Annotated in this window: 14 protein-coding genes and 2 pseudogenes; 5 read left to right on the top strand and 11 right to left on the bottom strand. The window is 61.4% G+C overall.

Annotation, left to right across the window (positions count from 1 at the left end; genetic code table 11):
• Positions 1-33 precede the first annotated feature (33 nt).
• Positions 34-663 (bottom strand): carbonic anhydrase, encoded by a 630-nt coding sequence (locus DQG17_RS20760; protein ID WP_232829526.1) that lies wholly within the window; start codon positions 661-663, stop codon positions 34-36.
• A gap of 285 nt (positions 664-948) precedes the next feature.
• Entirely contained in the window at positions 949-1,956 is a 1,008-nt protein-coding gene (locus DQG17_RS20755) for a helix-turn-helix domain-containing protein (protein ID WP_157973705.1), read from the bottom strand.
• Positions 1,957-2,743: 787 nt separating this feature from the next.
• Here DQG17_RS20755 and DQG17_RS20750 point away from each other — a divergent pair.
• Positions 2,744-3,843, top strand: a protein-coding gene (locus DQG17_RS20750) for an IS3 family transposase (protein ID WP_116134870.1) whose coding sequence is annotated in 2 segments (ribosomal slippage) — positions 2,744-2,993 and positions 2,993-3,843 — 1,101 coding nt in all. Because the reading frame shifts where the segments join, the coding sequence is not laid out codon by codon here.
• Positions 3,844-3,952: 109 nt separating this feature from the next.
• Positions 3,953-4,066, top strand: a pseudogene (locus DQG17_RS20745) (BrnA antitoxin family protein); the annotation flags it as partial.
• Positions 4,067-4,184: 118 nt separating this feature from the next.
• Here the strand turns inward: DQG17_RS20745 and DQG17_RS20740 are convergent.
• Genes DQG17_RS20740 through DQG17_RS20705 form a run of 8 tightly spaced genes read right to left on the bottom strand, consistent with a single transcriptional unit; the run spans position 4,185 to position 11,318 of the window.
• Positions 4,185-4,988 (bottom strand): hydroxypyruvate isomerase family protein, encoded by an 804-nt coding sequence (locus DQG17_RS20740; protein ID WP_116134868.1) that lies wholly within the window; start codon positions 4,986-4,988, stop codon positions 4,185-4,187.
• A 1-nt stretch (position 4,989) separates the two neighbouring features.
• A complete protein-coding gene (locus tag DQG17_RS20735) occupies positions 4,990-5,628 on the bottom strand; it encodes an aldolase (protein WP_116134866.1) in 639 nt (212 codons plus the stop codon).
• A complete protein-coding gene (locus DQG17_RS20730; RefSeq protein WP_116134864.1) occupies positions 5,625-6,746 on the bottom strand; it encodes a four-carbon acid sugar kinase family protein in 1,122 nt (373 codons plus the stop codon). The genes DQG17_RS20735 and DQG17_RS20730 overlap by 4 nt, the downstream gene beginning before the upstream one ends.
• 14 nt (positions 6,747-6,760) lie before the next feature.
• Positions 6,761-7,045 carry a putative quinol monooxygenase gene (locus DQG17_RS20725; protein ID WP_116134862.1) on the bottom strand — a complete coding sequence of 95 codons (285 nt, stop codon included), beginning with the start codon at positions 7,043-7,045 and terminating at the stop codon, positions 6,761-6,763.
• Positions 7,046-7,097: 52 nt separating this feature from the next.
• Positions 7,098-8,471: an NAD(P)H-dependent oxidoreductase gene (locus tag DQG17_RS20720; protein ID WP_116134860.1), complete on the bottom strand. Its 1,374-nt coding sequence runs from the start codon at positions 8,469-8,471 to the stop codon at positions 7,098-7,100.
• Positions 8,472-8,482: 11 nt separating this feature from the next.
• Positions 8,483-9,742 (bottom strand): TRAP transporter large permease, encoded by a 1,260-nt coding sequence (locus tag DQG17_RS20715; RefSeq protein ID WP_116134858.1) that lies wholly within the window; start codon positions 9,740-9,742, stop codon positions 8,483-8,485.
• Positions 9,739-10,332: a TRAP transporter small permease gene (locus DQG17_RS20710; RefSeq protein WP_116134856.1), complete on the bottom strand. Its 594-nt coding sequence runs from the start codon at positions 10,330-10,332 to the stop codon at positions 9,739-9,741. The genes DQG17_RS20715 and DQG17_RS20710 overlap by 4 nt, the downstream gene beginning before the upstream one ends.
• Entirely contained in the window at positions 10,329-11,318 is a 990-nt protein-coding gene (locus DQG17_RS20705; protein WP_116134854.1) for a TRAP transporter substrate-binding protein, read from the bottom strand. The genes DQG17_RS20710 and DQG17_RS20705 overlap by 4 nt, the downstream gene beginning before the upstream one ends.
• Before the next feature lie 102 nt (positions 11,319-11,420).
• Between DQG17_RS20705 and DQG17_RS20700 the strand changes: the two genes are divergently transcribed.
• The 3 genes and pseudogenes from DQG17_RS20700 (at position 11,421) to DQG17_RS21895 (ending at position 14,700) form a co-directional block, all read left to right on the top strand.
• Positions 11,421-12,443 carry a LysR substrate-binding domain-containing protein gene (locus tag DQG17_RS20700; protein WP_232829524.1) on the top strand — a complete coding sequence of 341 codons (1,023 nt, stop codon included), beginning with the start codon at positions 11,421-11,423 and terminating at the stop codon, positions 12,441-12,443.
• A 119-nt stretch (positions 12,444-12,562) separates the two neighbouring features.
• Positions 12,563-13,164 (top strand): annotated as a pseudogene (locus DQG17_RS21900) (IS110 family transposase); the annotation flags it as partial.
• The gene (locus DQG17_RS21895; protein WP_232829531.1) at positions 13,150-14,700 is read left to right on the top strand and encodes a DUF262 domain-containing protein; all 1,551 of its coding nucleotides are present in this window, start codon (positions 13,150-13,152) and stop codon (positions 14,698-14,700) included. The pseudogene DQG17_RS21900 and the gene DQG17_RS21895, both read left to right, overlap by 15 nt.
• Before the next feature lie 387 nt (positions 14,701-15,087).
• Here DQG17_RS21895 and DQG17_RS20690 read toward each other — a convergent pair whose 3' ends face one another.
• On the bottom strand, positions 15,088-15,945 hold the full coding sequence (locus DQG17_RS20690) for a D-amino-acid transaminase (protein ID WP_116134852.1): 858 nt from the start codon (positions 15,943-15,945) through the stop codon (positions 15,088-15,090).
• Positions 15,946-15,947: the final 2 nt, after the last annotated feature.

Below are 15,947 nucleotides of genomic sequence, written 5' to 3'. Positions count from 1 at the left end.
TTTGGGTATGAGCGGCGATGCTATCAGAGCAACCTAGAGCATTGTCACCCTGCCAGTGGCAATGTCATAGATTCCGGCCACGGCGTTGAGTGTGCCGGCGGCATAGGCTTCCGACAGGATCGGACCTTCTGTCTTTGCGAGTTCGGCGTTGCGCCTGGCGTTTTGGGCCGTCGCCGCTGCCAGCAGGTCATCGGGTGCGCTGTCCATCACCTCATAGACGGCCGGTCGGATCGCGTTGACGAGACTGGGCAGGTGGCCCGGGGGGAGTTCACGGTTGTTGATTGAAGCGATCGTAGCCTCAACTGCGCCGCACGCTGTATGGCCAAGCACCACGATGGTCTTGATACCCAGTACAGCCACGCCGTATTCGAGCGTCGCCAGACCCTCTTCGCTGATGAAATTGCCCGCCACGCGAATGATGAAAAGCTCTCCTGGCCCCTGATCAAAAATGAGCTCAGGCGCCACGCGGGAATCCGAGCAAGTGACAATGGCTGCGAAAGGCTGCTGCCCTTGGGTGCGGGCCGTACGTGTGACGGAGTGATCCGCATTGACCGCCGCATTGTCGACATAGCGCGCATTGCCATCCATCAGACGCTGCAGCGCCGCCTCAGGTGAGACAGGCGCGGCCTCGACGCTCTCCTGAGCGGCGGCCGATACAATCAAGGGCGACGCTAAAGTGAGAGCGAGCCCCCCGGCGATGAGGCCACGCCGACTAACTGTTCCCGTCGGGCAATTTTGGCACATGCGCATTCTCCCAAAAAGTGTTTCTGTCTGCCGCTGTTGCAGTCGGACGCATACAGCGCGGCCGGCTGGATCATTGCCGCTTGGAGCAAAGGGAACGGGCCCTTTCTAAGGCTCACGTTCTCGCCGTCTGGACAACTTAAACGCGAAGAATCGCCCCCGCTATCCGATATCCGCAAATACTGAGTATGGCCCTTCCCAATGGAGCTACGAGCGCCGCGCGAGCGTTACCTTGGGCGTTTCTTCGAAGACTTGCCTGTAGTCGCCAGCAAATCGACTGAGATGCAGAAAACCCATCTGCATGGCGGCATGCGTCACCGTCGTAGTCGTCGGATTTCCCGCCAGCAAGGTTGTGCGGACGTGGTTTAGGCGACAGAGACGCAGATAGGCTTGGGGAGACATGTCGACATATGAGTGGAATGCGTAGAGAAGCGCTCGCTCCGAAACCGAGAGCGACACGCAGATGTCCACGATGGTTGGCATCTCATGCGCTGCCAAACGCTCATCAACATATTCTCGGGCCATGCGGCAGATCTTTACGGCGCGGGACCTCGCGGACAACGGGGATAGGATAGTTTTGTCGCTTGCGCTGGCGGTTAAGACGCGCAGCACGGTCTCAAGGATAATGGCGCGCAGGACCTCAGGGGCCAGTATGTCTCCTGCGCTCGCAGCCGTTTCCGCGGCGCAAAGCCAGTGAGCCACGGCTGCTTTGAGCTCCCCAAGTTGTGCACATTGGAACTGAGAGACTTGTCTCGACGGCAAGTCCCACGCCGCGGGATTAAGCGCTCGCGCAGCCTCAAGGAACTCCCGTTGTGAGAACCCTATATAGGCCGTCTGAGTGCCTGCGGGCACGTAGATGTCAAAATCGGTTCGCTCAGGCATAAAGAATATGCTCTCCGAACAGCTAGTCGCGTGGTCGGAAAAACGGAACGCCATACTCGGCGTAGAGTATGAAATTGTGCAGAAATTCGCAGGAGTGGAGCCTAGCTTCTGGACGGCAGCAAACTGGTGCTCCTGAACGATCTGCTGGCTTCCCAGGTCCAGAGTATGCATCTGCGACACCCGACCGCCGCGACTGAGCTGATAGCACTTCATGGCAACCCAAGGCTGCATGGTCGCCTGTGTGGCGGCATCCCCGATTGCCTTCGCGCGCAACTCGTTGCCAAAGGCAGCACGGTCTTGCGCTGCTGGGGAAGCGTCAATCGTGACCATCATGAGAGCTCGTACCATATAAAGCGGTGACCGTTCTCTCAGCCTATTCTGCGGCAGCCGATATAGCGAGCATGGAGAAGACCTCTTCTCGACGGGCGGAATGTCCACTTCCAGCCCGTTACGTTCCACAAGCGGGCCGACGGCTCCCGGCCCCAAAATCGCCGATCACAAACGTGCGGCCGTGCGAGCGCCGTCGTCGACAGATGGAGGCTTTGGCCCTCCATACTGTATCGAGAGTCCATGGGGTCTGGCTGCCGCACCTTGGCGGCCAGCAACGGCTCGAAATGTCACCTACCCGCCAACGAGATAGAATTACTTTTTATTCCAATGTGTTGTCCTCAGAAACACTGCTGGAATTTAGAGGGCTATGGCGTAGACATAGTTCTCATCATCACCCGGCGTGGCGCACAATTTCACGCAATATTTCAATATATTAGCGGAACCTACCGACTCGGGTCAGGTGCGTGTGCGGGAATTGCGCGTAGGCAAGCGGGTCATCGCAGCGCGCAAACACCGTGCCGCTGCCCCGTGGGATCGTTCACGGAAGTCCCGGATGGGATCCGCAGTATTCAGCGCTTACACTCTGCGACGAACTGGCTCCTTTCGAGCTTGAATGTCGCTTGCCCCGGTAAACCCGCCCGCCTTTCCGAGAACCCGAGCAGGGACCTCGGATGCGCGACCGCGTCGCGCTTCACGCAGTCGCCATTGTCGCCCGGACCAATGGCGATGACCTGAGCCCCGTATCTTCCTCCAGTTTTTGGTAGAGTCCGCTCCAACGAGGAGACGGACGATGAAGCGATCGAGGTTCAGCGATGAGCAGATCATCGGCATCCTGAAGGAACAGGAAGCCGGGATGGCGACGGCCGATGTGTGCCGGAAGCACGGCGTGAGTTCTGCGACGTTCTACAAGTGGAAGGCCCGATATGGCGGGCTCGAGGTCTCGGAGGCCCGGCGGCTGAAGGCGCTCGAGGACGAGAACGCCAGGCTCAAGAAGCTTCTGGCGGAAGCGATGCTCGACAACGCGATCCTGAAGGATGTGGCGGCAAAAAAATGGTAGCGCCCGGCGCAAGGCGGGACGCGGTGGCGCATGTCGTGGAGGCCCACGGGGTGAGCCAGCGCCGGGCGTGCAAGGCTCTGGCCATAGACAGGTCGAGCGTGCGGTATCGCAGCGTGCGCCCGGACGACGGTGAAGCTCGGGCCGCGATGAAGGCGGTGGCCGCCGAGCGCCGTCGCTTCGGATACCGGCGCATCCACGTCATGCTCGAACGGCAGGGGATTGTGATGAGCCTCAAGAAGCTGAGGCGGCTCTACCGCGAGGAGAAGCTCCAGATGCGCCGTAGGGGCGGCCGCAAGCGGGCCCTCGGCACGCGTCGCCCGATGTTGCTCCCGGTTGCGCCCAACACCCGCTGGAGCCTCGACTTCGTAAGCGACGCGCTGACGGACGGGCGCCGGTTCCGCGTTCTGGCCGTGGTAGACGACTACAGCCGGGAATGCCTGGCACTGGTGGCCGATACGTCGCTATCAGGGCATCGCGTCGTTCGGGAATTCGATAGCCTGATCGCCCGCAGGGGGCGCCCTACCATGGTAGTTTCCGACAACGGCACGGAGCTGACCTCCATGGCGATCCTGTCATGGTGCCAACGGACCGGCGTCGAATGGCACTACATCGCGCCGGGCAAGCCCATGCAGAACGGCTTCGTGGAGAGCTTCAACGGCCGGCTCCGCGATGAGCTGTTGAACGAGACCCTGTTCTCGACGCTCGGCGAGGCCCGGGAGACGATCCGCGCCTGGCAACACGACTACAACCACCACCGCCCGCACTCCGGCCTCGGGAACATCCCGCCAGCCGAGTTCATGGCAAAGAAGGGGCTGGAGAGGCGCGTCGCGTAGCCCCAGAAATTCAACCCGCGGACTCTCCGAAAGATCGGAGGAGAGTCGGGGCTCAGGAGCGTGAACCAGCTTACAGACCTCATCTCCCAAAGCGGTCAGGCCACGGCCAGAACATCCATCACCGAAGGTTTCGACAACTCTGCGGCGAGATCCGGACGTCGTGGAACACTTTCGATCCGGTGGCCCCGGGTGGCAAACTCGTATAAATGATGCTCTTCTCTAGATATTTCACAACTACGTTTCTATTATTGAGAACCCAAACACTAGCGTATAAGATTCTGATATCATTTCCGTACATTCTCTGTGAACTAACCATATATGGCGAATGCCGAATCAAGAGATCATGAGCTTGGTGCCGCCTTCCCAGGATCTGCGCCAAGGCAGGAGATAAGCTGAATCAGGTGGGGCAAACCGGCCAAAACCGTGCGTTCAGGCTTGTATTCGCAGCCGATCCAACCCGAGTAACCGCTGCGGAGTAGGTGGTTTAGGGTAGCCGCGATGTCGACGGAGCCCGCATGTGGTTCGGTCCGGTTTGGGACGGCGGCGATCTGGACGTGGCCCACATTTTCGCGGAAGCGGTCGAATTCTTTCGCGGGGCTTAGCCCCTCACGCCCCACATGGTAGATATCGAATATGAGTTGCGTGCGTCCCAGCCTCTCCTCTTCGATGACTCGGACGGTTTGTTCTGGCAGATGATAGAGATAGCCCGGCGCGTCGAAATTGTTCAGGGGCTCAAGAAGGAATCTCAGCTCGGGAACCGTCGCCTCGGCCCAGCGCAGGTTTTCGCCAAGGGTTGCCCGTGCTGCGGGCGTATTGGGCGTTACCCCAGCCATGATGTGCATCCGCTGTGCGCCAGCGGTGATGGCGAACTCGGCGGCACGCAGAAGGCCCTCGCGGAACTCTCTCTCGCGGCCTTGCAGCGCCGCCAGACCGTTTTCGCCCTTCGACAGATCGCCCCGCGGCGAGTTCATCGCCAGGAGCCGAACGCCGGTATCCTGGCAGCAGCGCAGGATGTCCTGGGCCGGGACATCATAGGGCCAGTGCAGTTCGACAGCTTTGAAGCCTGCGTCTGCCGCGGCCCTGATCCGGTCGAGCAGGTCCAGCTCGTTCCAGAGAAAGCCAAGATTTGCGGAAAGTCTTTTCATATCAGCCCCTCAGACGGAAGGTTGCATTCAACTCGTCGATGTCGTCCTGGTCTAGGAGGCGCACCGGGCGGTCCCCGGCAAGGACGATCGGCTTCGCGGTGTCCTTGAGTTCTTCGGAGGCGAAAACTGCCTTTTCGAGGCTGTCTGCGCTGACCTCGGGGCCGTGGTTGCCAATCAGGACGGCCGGATGCTCTTCCTCGGCCTTCTCGATGTGGGGGATCTCCGTATCGGCACCCGGTCTCGTGTACGGCACCATAGGTACATCGCCAAGCCGCATCACAGCATAGGGCGTGATCGGCGCGAGGGTCCTGCCCGGATCGGTGCCTTCGAGGCAGGACAGAAGCGTGGCGTACGTCGAATGCAGATGCACCACGGCGCGGGCGGTGGGACGCGCCTTGTACATGGCGAAATGCAGCGGCAATTCCTTGGTGGGCTTGTCGCCGGACAGAGGCGTGCCGGTCTTGTCCAGCCGCGTCAGGCAGTCCGGGTCGAGAAAGCCCATGCAGGCATTCGTCGGGGTTACGATGAACCCGTCCTCGAGCTTGACCGAGATGTTGCCCGAGGACCCGGCGGTGTAGCTGCGGTCGAACAGGGATTTGGCGAAGCGGACGATATCCGCGCGAAGCTGGTCTTCTGTCATGCGGTTTCCGAGACGCGAAGGGCGCGGTCATAGAAATCTTCTTGACCGAAATTTCCGCTTTTCAAAGTGATACGCAACCCGTCGCGCGCCACCAGAGCAGGCACGCCGGGGTCGATCTCGGGACCGATATCGAACTGTTCGCGACCCAGTGCACCGACCACCGCGCCCGAGGTCTCGCCCCCGCCGACGACGATCCTGCGATGCCCCTCGGCAACCAGGTCCCGGGCGAGATCACCGAAGAAATCTTCGATCTTCTTGGCCAACTCCGCGTGGTCATAAGAGGCGCGGCCGGTTTCCAGCCCATCGTGGTCCGCAGTGGAATAGATGATTTTTGGCCCGTCGCCGGAGGCGCGCACGAAGGCCTTGACGCTGTCGAGATCCAGCGCAACCGACATCAGCGCAGTAGGGTCGATGGCAAAGCCCGGCATGTGCCTCGGCGCGTGGGCCACCTGCAGGTTCGACATGCGCGAACACGACCCCGAAAGCACCACCGCCGGCCCGTTTTCCGCCGGACGGATTGGAGGCGAAGAGGTGGCGACCCCGGTCTTGCGGAAATTCGCGGCGAGCCCGCGCCCGATACCGGAGCCCCCGGTGATCAGTGGCCAGTCGGCCACCTCTTCGGCAATGCCGATCAGGTCGCTGTCCTCGATGGCGTCGCAGACGATCAGCGGGCGACCGGCCCTGGCCTCGGCGCCAAGACGGTCCGCCGCTGCGCAGGCGCGCAGGTCGGCCAGGGGCAGATGCCCCACGCCGGCCTTCGATTGGGAGGCCAAAACCCGGCGGATGTCGGCATCCTTCATGGGAGTTAGCGGATGGTCCTGCGTCCCGCATTCGTTCAGCAGCGTGTCATTGACGAAGAGATGCCCCATGAACACCCTCCGCCCAGTGCTTGGGAATGTGGGGACGAACACGGTGCGGTCGGTGCCGAGCGCCTGCATCAGCGCCTCCGCCACCGGGATCGGCCGGGTCTTAAGCGCGATGACGCCCGCCTCGCAATCCACAGCATCATGGCTTGCGGGCAGCCCGGTCATCAGCGTGGTGCGAAGACCGGCGCGGGTCAGCGTGTTGCCAAGGTCGCTCGCCCCGGTGAAATCATCGGCGATGCAGCCCAGAAGCAACAGTCTCTCCTTTCTCAGCCGATCAGGTCGAGCGGCAGCAGTTCTGTTTGTGCGGCCCAGTCCCGGCTTGCCTCGATTTGGGCGGTCAGGTGGTCCGAGGCCGCGTGGGCGTCGAGATGCGCCTGGGTTTCCCAGATCTCGTAGAACAGGAAACGCCCCGGCTCGGCGCTGGATTCATGCAGGTCGTATTGCACGCAGCCGGCCTCGGCCCGTGTCGGTTCGATGAGGTCCTTCAACGACTGGCGCAGCTTGTCTTCATAGCCGGGGCGGGCAAGTTGCATGGCAACGAGGTGGATCATGGGGGCGTCTCCGAGGGGGCGGCACCCGCGTCACGGGTGCCGGAAATAGGTATCAGGCTGCGCTTTTCAGCCGCGCTCGGAACATGTGTTCCATAGCGCGGCGTACGGTCACCGCCTGGCTGTCCGTGGCTTCGACATCGTCCCAGGTCAGCATGGCGCCTTCCGCAACGTCGCGCTTGAGCTTCATGCCATGGGCCAGGCCGATGGGCAGACCGTGGTTCTTCAGGGAATCCTCGGCGCGGGCGATCCGGCCCCAGACGGTGAAGCCGCCCTCGCCGTCGAGCATTTCGCCGGGCTTCAGGGCCTTCTTGGCCACCGCCACCACGTCCGAGGTCAAGCCATTGGTGCGGCCCGTCGGCTCGCCGCGCAGCGCGGCGCTAGCGACGCTGACGCCAAGCTCGAGCCCGATCAGGTGCGACGGACGGTAGAGCGTGGCATAGCGCCCCGAGCTGTCGGTGGTCACGCCGTATTCCTTGAAGCAGCGGCGCACGTAGTCGGCACCGAGGCCGCTTTCTTCATGCGCTTCGAGCGTCACATAAACCCCCCAGCGCAGATCGCCGATGACCTGACGGCCATCGCGCTCGAGGCTCGAGACCACCTCGACCATGCCCGCCTCTTCCAGTATTCCGCCATGAGCCTTGGGCTTGAGCACCTCGGGCAAGTCATGGGTGCCGGCGGGCGGGAAGAGCAGCCCGTCGCGTGGCGCGAGCAGACCCGCTGCGTTCGAAATCGCCGCCATCTCCAGCGCCGACTTGGTGCCGTCGAGGAAGGAGTTGAACATCTGCGGGTTCATTCCGCCCTCGGCCGCCTCTTCCGGGGTCAGGCCATAGTAGTCCCACACGGTGTCAGGGGTCGATGCGGCGAACTTGGGCAGATACTTGGTGCCCTTGCCCGCCGCGACGACCTTGAAGCCGCAGGTGCGCGCCCAGTCGATCTGTTCGCAGACCAGCGCGGGCTGATCGCCATAGGCCATCGAATAGACGAGGCCCGCCTTGTCGAACTCCTGCACGAGGTAGGCGCCGGCCAGAACGTCGGCCTCGACATTGACCATGACCATGTGGCAGCCGTTCCCGGCTGCCAGAAGCGCGTGGCGGATGCCAGCGGCGGGACTGCCGGTCGCGTCGATCACCACGTCGAGACCCGGCGTCGCGATCAGCGCGGAGCTGTCTTCGGTCAGGCAGGTCCTGCCGGTGTTCATGGCATCGCCAAGATCCTTCGTGATCGCGGCATCGGCATCCCAGCCAGTGTTGACCATCGCCTTGCGGGCCCGCTCGGCCGACAGATCCGCGATGCCGACGAGGTGCATGCCGGGAATGTGACGCACCTGGCTCAGGAACATCGAGCCGAACTTGCCGGCCCCGATGAGGCCAACGCGCACGGGGTTTCCGTCGTTCTGGCGCTGCATCAGTTTGGTATAAAGGTTCATGTCTATTCTCCTCAGAAGACGGTGAAGGCAGGGACAAAGGCGGTCAGGCCAAGAACCGAGGCCGCGACCAAGTAGAAGGGCCACATCTCGCGGACGACCGATCCGACTGGAACGCGCGCAATGGCGGACGAGATAAACAGCGTCGTTCCCACCGGCGGGGTGAACAGGCCGATCCCGAGGTTGATGGTCATCATCACGCCCAGCTGGGTAAGGTTGAGACCGATGGCATTGGCCAGCGCGACGAAGAGCGGCGCCATGAGCAGCATGGCTGCCGAGAGGTCGATGAACATGCCCACGACAAGCATCGAGACGTTCATCAGCAGGATGATCTGCCAGGGCTCGCTGAAGTTGCTGGTCGCCCAGTCGGCAATCTGACCCGGCACGTTGTCGAAGGCCAGCACGAAGCTCACCAGGTTCGATGCCGCGATCACCAACATGACGACGCCCGTGGTGATCACCGTGCCGATTAGCGCCGCCGCGATCGAGGCCCATGTCAAGTCGCGGTAGAGAACCGCGCGCAGCAGCAGGGCGTAGCCGGTCGCCAGGACGCTGACCTCGGTCGGGGTGGCGATGCCGAAGCGCAGCGAGATCACGATCAGCACCGGCAGCGAGATCGCCGGAAGCGCCGCGAGGATCACCCGCCCGATGGCCGGGCCATCGGCACCGCCCTCGAAAACCTGGAAGCCCCGGCGCTTGGCGATCAGCCAGCAGGTGAACATCAGTCCGAAGGACAGCGCCAGCGCGGGCACCACCCCGGCGGTGAACAGGTCGGCCACGGATTCATTCGAGACGGTGGCAAATAGGATCAGCGGGATAGAGGGCGGGATGAGCACGGCGATGATCGAAGACGACGCGGTAATCGCCGCCGAGAACGCCGCCGGATAGCCTTCGCGAGTCATCCAGGGGATCATCATCCCGCCCATGGCCGAGGCATCGGCCACCGCAGAGCCGGAGACCCCGCCGAACAGGGTCGAGCCCATGACGTTGACCTGCCCGAGCCCCCCGCGGAATCGCCCCACCAGCCGCGTGGCGAAGTCGATCAGTCGCTGCCCGAGCGCACCGGTCATCATCAGCATCCCCGAGAGGATGAAGAACGGAATGGCGATCATCACGAAATTCTGCGTCGGCTGGTAGAAGCGCAGCATGACGATGGTGTCCGGCAGGCCGCCGAACCCGACAAGGGCGATGGCGGCGGCAAGGATCAGCGAAAAGCCGATAGGCAGACCGGTCAGCATGAGAAGCCCGAAGGCGACAAGAAGGGCAATGCTCACAGCGTCACCTCCGTTTCGGTGCCGGCGGCAATGTCGCGGCGTTGCTGGATGGCATCCTCACCGGTCAGGAGGGTTCGCATGATGCCGGTCAGGGCAGTCAGGGAAAGTAGCGCGCAGGCCACGGTCAGCCCGCCATAGCCCCATGCGGTTGGGATGCGCAGGATCGGATAGAACTCGGACATGGTCACTTCGATCACCGTCAGCCCCGCGCGGGTCAGCCAGGCAAAAAGCAGCATGGCGATCACGTGGACAAGCAGGGACATGAGCGCGGCGGCGCGGCGCGGCAAAGACGACTGCATCGCTTCGACGCAGATATGGCCACCGGCCTGGGCCGCGAGCACGAAGGCGCTCGCGCAGAGCCAGGGGAACAGGAGATAGGGAACCTCGTTCACCCAGCCCGCCCCCTGTTCAGTCAGATAGCGCAGCGCGACCCCGGCGAAGATGGCCACGAACAGTCCGACCAGGGAAAGAATACCGGTGATCTGGGTCAGGCGCGTGATGATCGCGTCCGTTCCTTCGGCGAGACGCCACGTGATTCGGGCAATGCCCGGATCACGCGCGCCGGGACAGGCCGCGCTGCGGTCGGTCATTGCGACACGGCCGCGGAGGAATAGGCCTGCGACTGGCTGACCAAGGCATCGACGAAATCGCCGTATTTCTCGCGCCACTTGTCATAGACAGGGGCGGTCGCTTCGCGGAACGCCTCGGTGTCGATCTCGTTTACCTCCGCAGCTTCGGAGATGATCGCGAGCGATGTCTCGTTGGCTTCGTTGGCATTGTTGCGCTGGTACTCGGTCGCGGCGGTCGCGGCTTCGGACAGCCAGCCCTTCTCCTCCTCCGTGAACTGCGCCCAGGTCACCTTGCTGGCCAACAGCGGCAGGAACTCCCACTTGTGGTAGGACAGCGAGATATAGTCCTGCACTTCCTGGAACTTCTGGCTTTCGATGTTCACGGCGGGATTTTCCTGCCCGTCGGCCACGCCCTGCTGGAGCGCCACGTACGTTTCCGCGAAGGGGATCGGCACCGGGTTCGCGCCGAGCGTCGAGAAGATGTCATTCGCCATGGGGTCCGACGGAATACGGATCTTGAGCCCCTGAAGGTCGGCCGGCTCGATGATGGGACGAACATTGTTGGTAATTAGCCGGATTCCGTTGTCCCAGTAGCCCAGAACGATCACGCCCTTTTCCTCGGCGCGGTCGGTCAGCATATCCCCGACCTCACCATCCATCACCGACCAGGCCGCGTCGGCGCTGTCGAAGAGGAAGGGAAGGCCGACGACGGTGGCTTCTTCGATGATGCTTGCCATAGCGCCCTGGCTGGAGATCGACATGTCGAGCGTGCCCAGGCGCAGAGCGGTCATCATCTCGGCATCGTCGCCAAGCTGGGCGTTAGAGGCGACCGAGACGGTCATTTCGCCGCCGGACAGCTCTTCAACCTTCTCGGCAAAGAAGAGTGCGGCATCGTGGCGCGGGTTGGTTTCCGCCGATGCGTGACCAAGGTGGATTTCGCGGGCGTGCACCGCGGCTGTGGACATAACAAGAGACACCGCAGAAAGCGCCAGATAATTGAGTTTCATTGATTTCCTCCCAAAGCGCCCGGACGGGCGTTGATAAATGGCCACCGATTGGCTTTCTCCTCCGAAGCCATAATCGGTGGCATGATGGCACCGTAAGCTCCCATGACGATAAAGTTCAAACGACTTTTACCTCATGAATCATTAGTCTACCTTAACCGTATGCATCCTCCGTTCCGTGCCATAACCGCCTTTCACGCCACCGCCAGAACCGGCAGCATGCAGGGGGCTTCGGAGGTGCTGGGCGTGACCCCCTCAGCAGTCAGCCAACAGATCCATGCTATCGAGGCGCATATCGGGGTCCGACTGTTCAGCCGCACCGGCCGTAAAGTGGTGCTGACCGAAGCGGGCGAACGCTATTATGAACTGATCCGGGACGAGATCGAGCGCATCACCGTAGCGACCGAGCAGATGCGCGGTCTGAACTCATTCACTGTGCTGAACATCCGCGTGGCGCCGACCTTCGCCAACAAGTGGGTTCTACCACGTCTGCCTGATTTCATCGAAAAGCACCCTGATATTGAGCTTCGTCTCGATGCAACCAATGATCCACCGGACTTTGCGCGCGAGAATATCGACCTCGAAATCCGCCACGGAGCTGGGGATTGGCGCGGCATGTATGTGGAATGTCTTGCCGATGAACCGGTGCAAGTGCTTTGCGCGCCGGAATATGCCGCGCCTGCAAGCCTTGATATCGAGGACCTACCGGACCATCGGCTGATTCACTCGGTGAAGAACGTGACGCAATGGGCAAGGTGGTTTGAGATACAGGGCTTCGAACCGGGCAAGCCGCTTCGCCGAACGCTGTTCGACCGGGCGCATATGTCAATCGACATGGCTGCAAGCGGTTTCGGCATTGCACTTGAATCCCGGCTTACCGCATCGGCGGAGCTTGCAAGCGGCAGGCTGATCTGCCCAATGAGGCCGGGCCTGAAGAACGTCTGGCAGCAGTCTCTCTGGCTGGTCTGCCCCAGCCCCCACCTGAACCGCCGCAAGGTGCGCCGTTTTATCGACTGGCTGAAGTCCACTCTTGAGCACCTCGAAAAATGCCCTAACGGAGCCCCCGGAGCACGAAACGGCAGTTATTCGGTAACTGGGGACCACAATGGCGCAGATGGGTCTACGTGACAGCCCAGACAGCGCGCTGCCCTACTATTGTAGAGCGGGAGGGCTCTGATGCTGTAACCGCCCCCCGACGGCATCAACGTGCCAAGGTGGGATCGCAACAACCCATTTGGGAGGCGGTCATGTCGGAGATTACCACGGTCGGATTGGATCTCGCGAAGAGTGTGTTCCAGGTCCACGTGCTGACGCCAGAGGCGGCGTGGTCTTTCACAAGAAGCTCAGAAGGTCCGCGGTGCTGGAGTTCTTCAGTAAGCTGCCGCCCTGCCTCGTGGCGATGGAAGCCTGCGGTGGCACCCATTTCTGGGGGCGGGAGCTGGCACGGCTCGGCCATGACATCAGGCTAATCCCGCCCGCCTACGTGAAGCCGTTCGTCAAGCGGCAAAAGAACGATGCGGCTGACGCGGAGGCGATCTGCGAAGCTGCGCAGAGACCGAACATGCGCTTCGTGCCCGTGAAGAGCGAAGAAGCGCAGGGGGCGGCCAGCGTCTTCCGCGTCCGAGAATTGCTCATCCGGCAGCGCACCCAGGCCATCAACGCGCTCCGCGGACACCTCACCGAATACGGTCAGGTCGTGCCGCAGGGCGCGACGAATGCCCGGCGCCTGATTGCGTTGGTCGCGGACGACGAGTCGGATCTGCCAACGACGGCACGGGCCTCACTGAAGGTCCTGACCGCAACGCTCGCCCAGCTCGACGATCAAATCGAGGCCTTGGATGCTGAGATCAAGCTAACCCGCTTCAAGTTAACCCCAACGCCTTCGGATCAAGAGATCTTCCACGACATCTTGGAGGCGGAGCACAGCACGATCAGAAACCGATACGGCAAGCACTATTGGGGTGGTCGTGTTCCGAAGAACACCCAGTTTCGCGCTTTGCGCGCCTACGAGGAGTTCTATGGCCTCATCGACCATTTCGCCCAATTCGGTTCGGCCGAATTGAGCCAGGATGATGAGGTGGACGGCGAAATGCCAACCATCTCGGACGAGACCGATACCGGCGAGGCGATCCGAGAACGTTTGGAGGCCATGCTGACAGCGCTTCTGAATCGAATGAAGCTTGTTGTCATCACCTTGGGCGAAGACGACGACGCGCAAGTAATTTTCGAGACACTAAACTCCAAGGGTGAGCCGCTGCTTGCGATGGATCTCGTGCGCAACAACATCTTCTATCGGGCGGAGAAGGAGGAGGCCGAGGTCGAAGACCTCTACCATGACCTTTGGGACCCCTTCGATCATGCGTGGTGGAAGGAGCCCGCTCCTTTCGCCCGTCCCACGAGACCCCGGATTGATCATTTCCTAACACATGTGCTTGCCGCCGAGACTGGCCAGAAAATCTCGATGCGGGAGCTCTATGCCGAATATCGAGCATTCGCTGTGCCTAGAGGCAAGCCGCGCTTTGAAAAGGTCGAAGATGAGCTTCAACTGCTCGGCAAGTACTCACCGTTCTACGAGACGCTCGAAGGCCGCTTGGAAGAAGATCCTGATCTGCACTGGCTCGGGCGCAAGTTGGCGGCTTGGCAAGTCACGACTGCATATCCCGTCGCCATGCAAATCAACGCAGCCGAGATGAATGCGGACGCAAAAAGAAAGCTTTACAGGCTTGTCTATTCCTACGTCGTGCGCCGGGCGTTGTCAGGATTGACCGCCAAGAACCTCAACCGAGTCTTTCAGAGCCTTTCGCAGGTCTTCCTAGAGACCGGCCCCTCAGTCGAAGCGATGGAAAGCTATTTTGCGCAGCGCACAGGCGATAGTACCCGCTTTCCTGGCAACGAAGAATTCCGTCAGGGGATACTATCCAAGCCGGCCTACACACTGGCACCGCAGACGAGGATCAAGGACGTCTTGTGGGAACTGGAAGAAGCCAGCCGGACGAAGTTTTCGGAGAAGACCGCCATGCCTTCAGGCTTGTGGACCGAGCATGTCTTGCCGGTTTCTTGGACTGAGGAGTGGCCTTTTGCGGATGGCGAGTTCGTCGAACGTTGGTCGAACGACGCCAAATCTGAAACCCGAAACAGGGTTCTTCACACCCTCGGGAACCTTACCCTTTTGACGGGTAGCCTGAATATCTCTTCTGGAAACAAAGGTTTCATCGAAAAGCGTGGCAAGCTGGAAGAGCACACAGGCCTGTTTCTGAACAAATGGTTCCTGAAGAGGGACGACTGGAACGAGGACCAAATCAGGGAGAGAGGCGAGGCGCTAGCGGATAGGGCTTTGAACATTTGGCCATCGCTGCAAGTCGCTCAGACCGCACGCGAACACTGAGTTCGCACCTAGATCGTGCTCTCGCGGCGAACGGCAGAGATGCGTCTCTGTCAGGTACGCTCATGCATATTGCGGGCATATTCATGGCATGATCGGGAGGGAGGCCGATGCGAGGCTCCCGGCGCCCGATCCCCTCTCCGTGCTTGGGTCCTTCGCGGCCGGTCACGCTATGCGGGGGGCTTTTGCCCTCAAGTCCGCCAGTGACAGAGAAGCAATTTGGGTCCGCACTTTGGGTCCGCACTTTGGGTCCGCGGGTCCGCGCCTTGGGTTGCAGATCCCCAGCAGTGAGCAGCGCCCGGCTCTGGATTTTCGGAACACCCAACTCGCTGCAGGATCCGGCCGCTGTGGAAGCGGCAGGGGTCTGAGCCAGACCGGATGTTCCCTATCTCAGATCGCCGCCGCCCGGCGAGTTTCCACGTAGTGATTTCGAAGTACCCGCGCGAATTCCCCCGGAGTGCCATCGCCAATGGTTGCATCGTCGACCTTCACGACTGACACCACGAAATTCGTGGCAGACGTGATAAATGCCTCCCTCGCCTGAAGAGCTTCCTGGGGAGAGAACGCCCGTTCCTCGACAATCATTCCGTGGGCCTTTGCGAGCTCCAGAATGGATGCGCGGGTAACACCAGCCAACAACGCGCGAGACAGATCCCGTGTTACTAGCCGACCGTCGGAAGTAACGATATGTGCGGTCGCTGCGCTTCCTTCGGTGACCATGCCATCTTCGTAGAGCCACGCATCATCGGCGCCTCGGGCCTTTGCTTCCATCTTCGCCATGGACGGATAGAGAAGCTGCACCGTCTTGATGTCACGACGCGCCCAACGAAGATCGGGGAGGAGCGCCACCGAGATGCCTGTCTCCGCCGCGCGGTTCACGAGCACGTTCTTGGTTTGCGTGAACAGTACCAGTGTCGTCGGCGTGCCTTCAGGTGGAAACACAAAGTCCCGCTCAGCAACACCGCGCGTTAGTTGGAGGTAGATCATTCCCTGATCGACGCTGTTGCGCGCGACGATTTCACGGTGAACAGAGAGAAGTTCGTCATCATCCAGAGGCAGTGCGAGTTTAAGTTCGCGTGCCGAACGCTGCAGTCGGGCGGCGTGCCCGGCGTATTCAACCAGTTTTCCGTCGAGCACGCAGGTTACTTCATAGATGGCGTCCGCCATCAGGAACCCGCGGTCGAAGACGGAAACCTTGGCCTCGGCCTCCGGCAGCCACTCGCCGTTCAGATAGACAATGCGTGACATCA

The sequence above is a fragment of the Tropicimonas sp. IMCC34043 genome (genome assembly GCF_003390845.1).
Taxonomy (GTDB): Bacteria; Pseudomonadota; Alphaproteobacteria; order Rhodobacterales; family Rhodobacteraceae; genus Tropicimonas.
The sequence above is the reverse complement of the archived record's forward strand: the minus strand, read 5'-3'. Positions and strand labels throughout refer to the sequence as shown.

What these genes read in the sequence shown, in the direction of transcription:
- DQG17_RS20755 (WP_157973705.1), bottom strand. Translation starts at nt 1,956, where the DNA reads ATGATGGTCACGATTGACGCTTCCCCAGCAGCGCAAGACCGTGCTGCC.
- DQG17_RS20740 (WP_116134868.1), bottom strand. Translation starts at nt 4,988, where the DNA reads ATGAAAAGACTTTCCGCAAATCTTGGCTTTCTCTGGAACGAGCTGGAC.
- DQG17_RS20735 (WP_116134866.1), bottom strand. Translation starts at nt 5,628, where the DNA reads ATGACAGAAGACCAGCTTCGCGCGGATATCGTCCGCTTCGCCAAATCC.
- DQG17_RS20725 (WP_116134862.1), bottom strand. Translation starts at nt 7,045, where the DNA reads ATGATCCACCTCGTTGCCATGCAACTTGCCCGCCCCGGCTATGAAGAC.
- DQG17_RS20720 (WP_116134860.1), bottom strand. Translation starts at nt 8,471, where the DNA reads ATGAACCTTTATACCAAACTGATGCAGCGCCAGAACGACGGAAACCCC.
- DQG17_RS20710 (WP_116134856.1), bottom strand. Translation starts at nt 10,332, where the DNA reads ATGACCGACCGCAGCGCGGCCTGTCCCGGCGCGCGTGATCCGGGCATT.
- DQG17_RS20705 (WP_116134854.1), bottom strand. Translation starts at nt 11,318, where the DNA reads ATGAAACTCAATTATCTGGCGCTTTCTGCGGTGTCTCTTGTTATGTCC.
- DQG17_RS20700 (WP_232829524.1), top strand. Translation starts at nt 11,421, where the DNA reads ATGACGATAAAGTTCAAACGACTTTTACCTCATGAATCATTAGTCTAC.
- DQG17_RS20690 (WP_116134852.1), bottom strand. Translation starts at nt 15,945, where the DNA reads ATGTCACGCATTGTCTATCTGAACGGCGAGTGGCTGCCGGAGGCCGAG.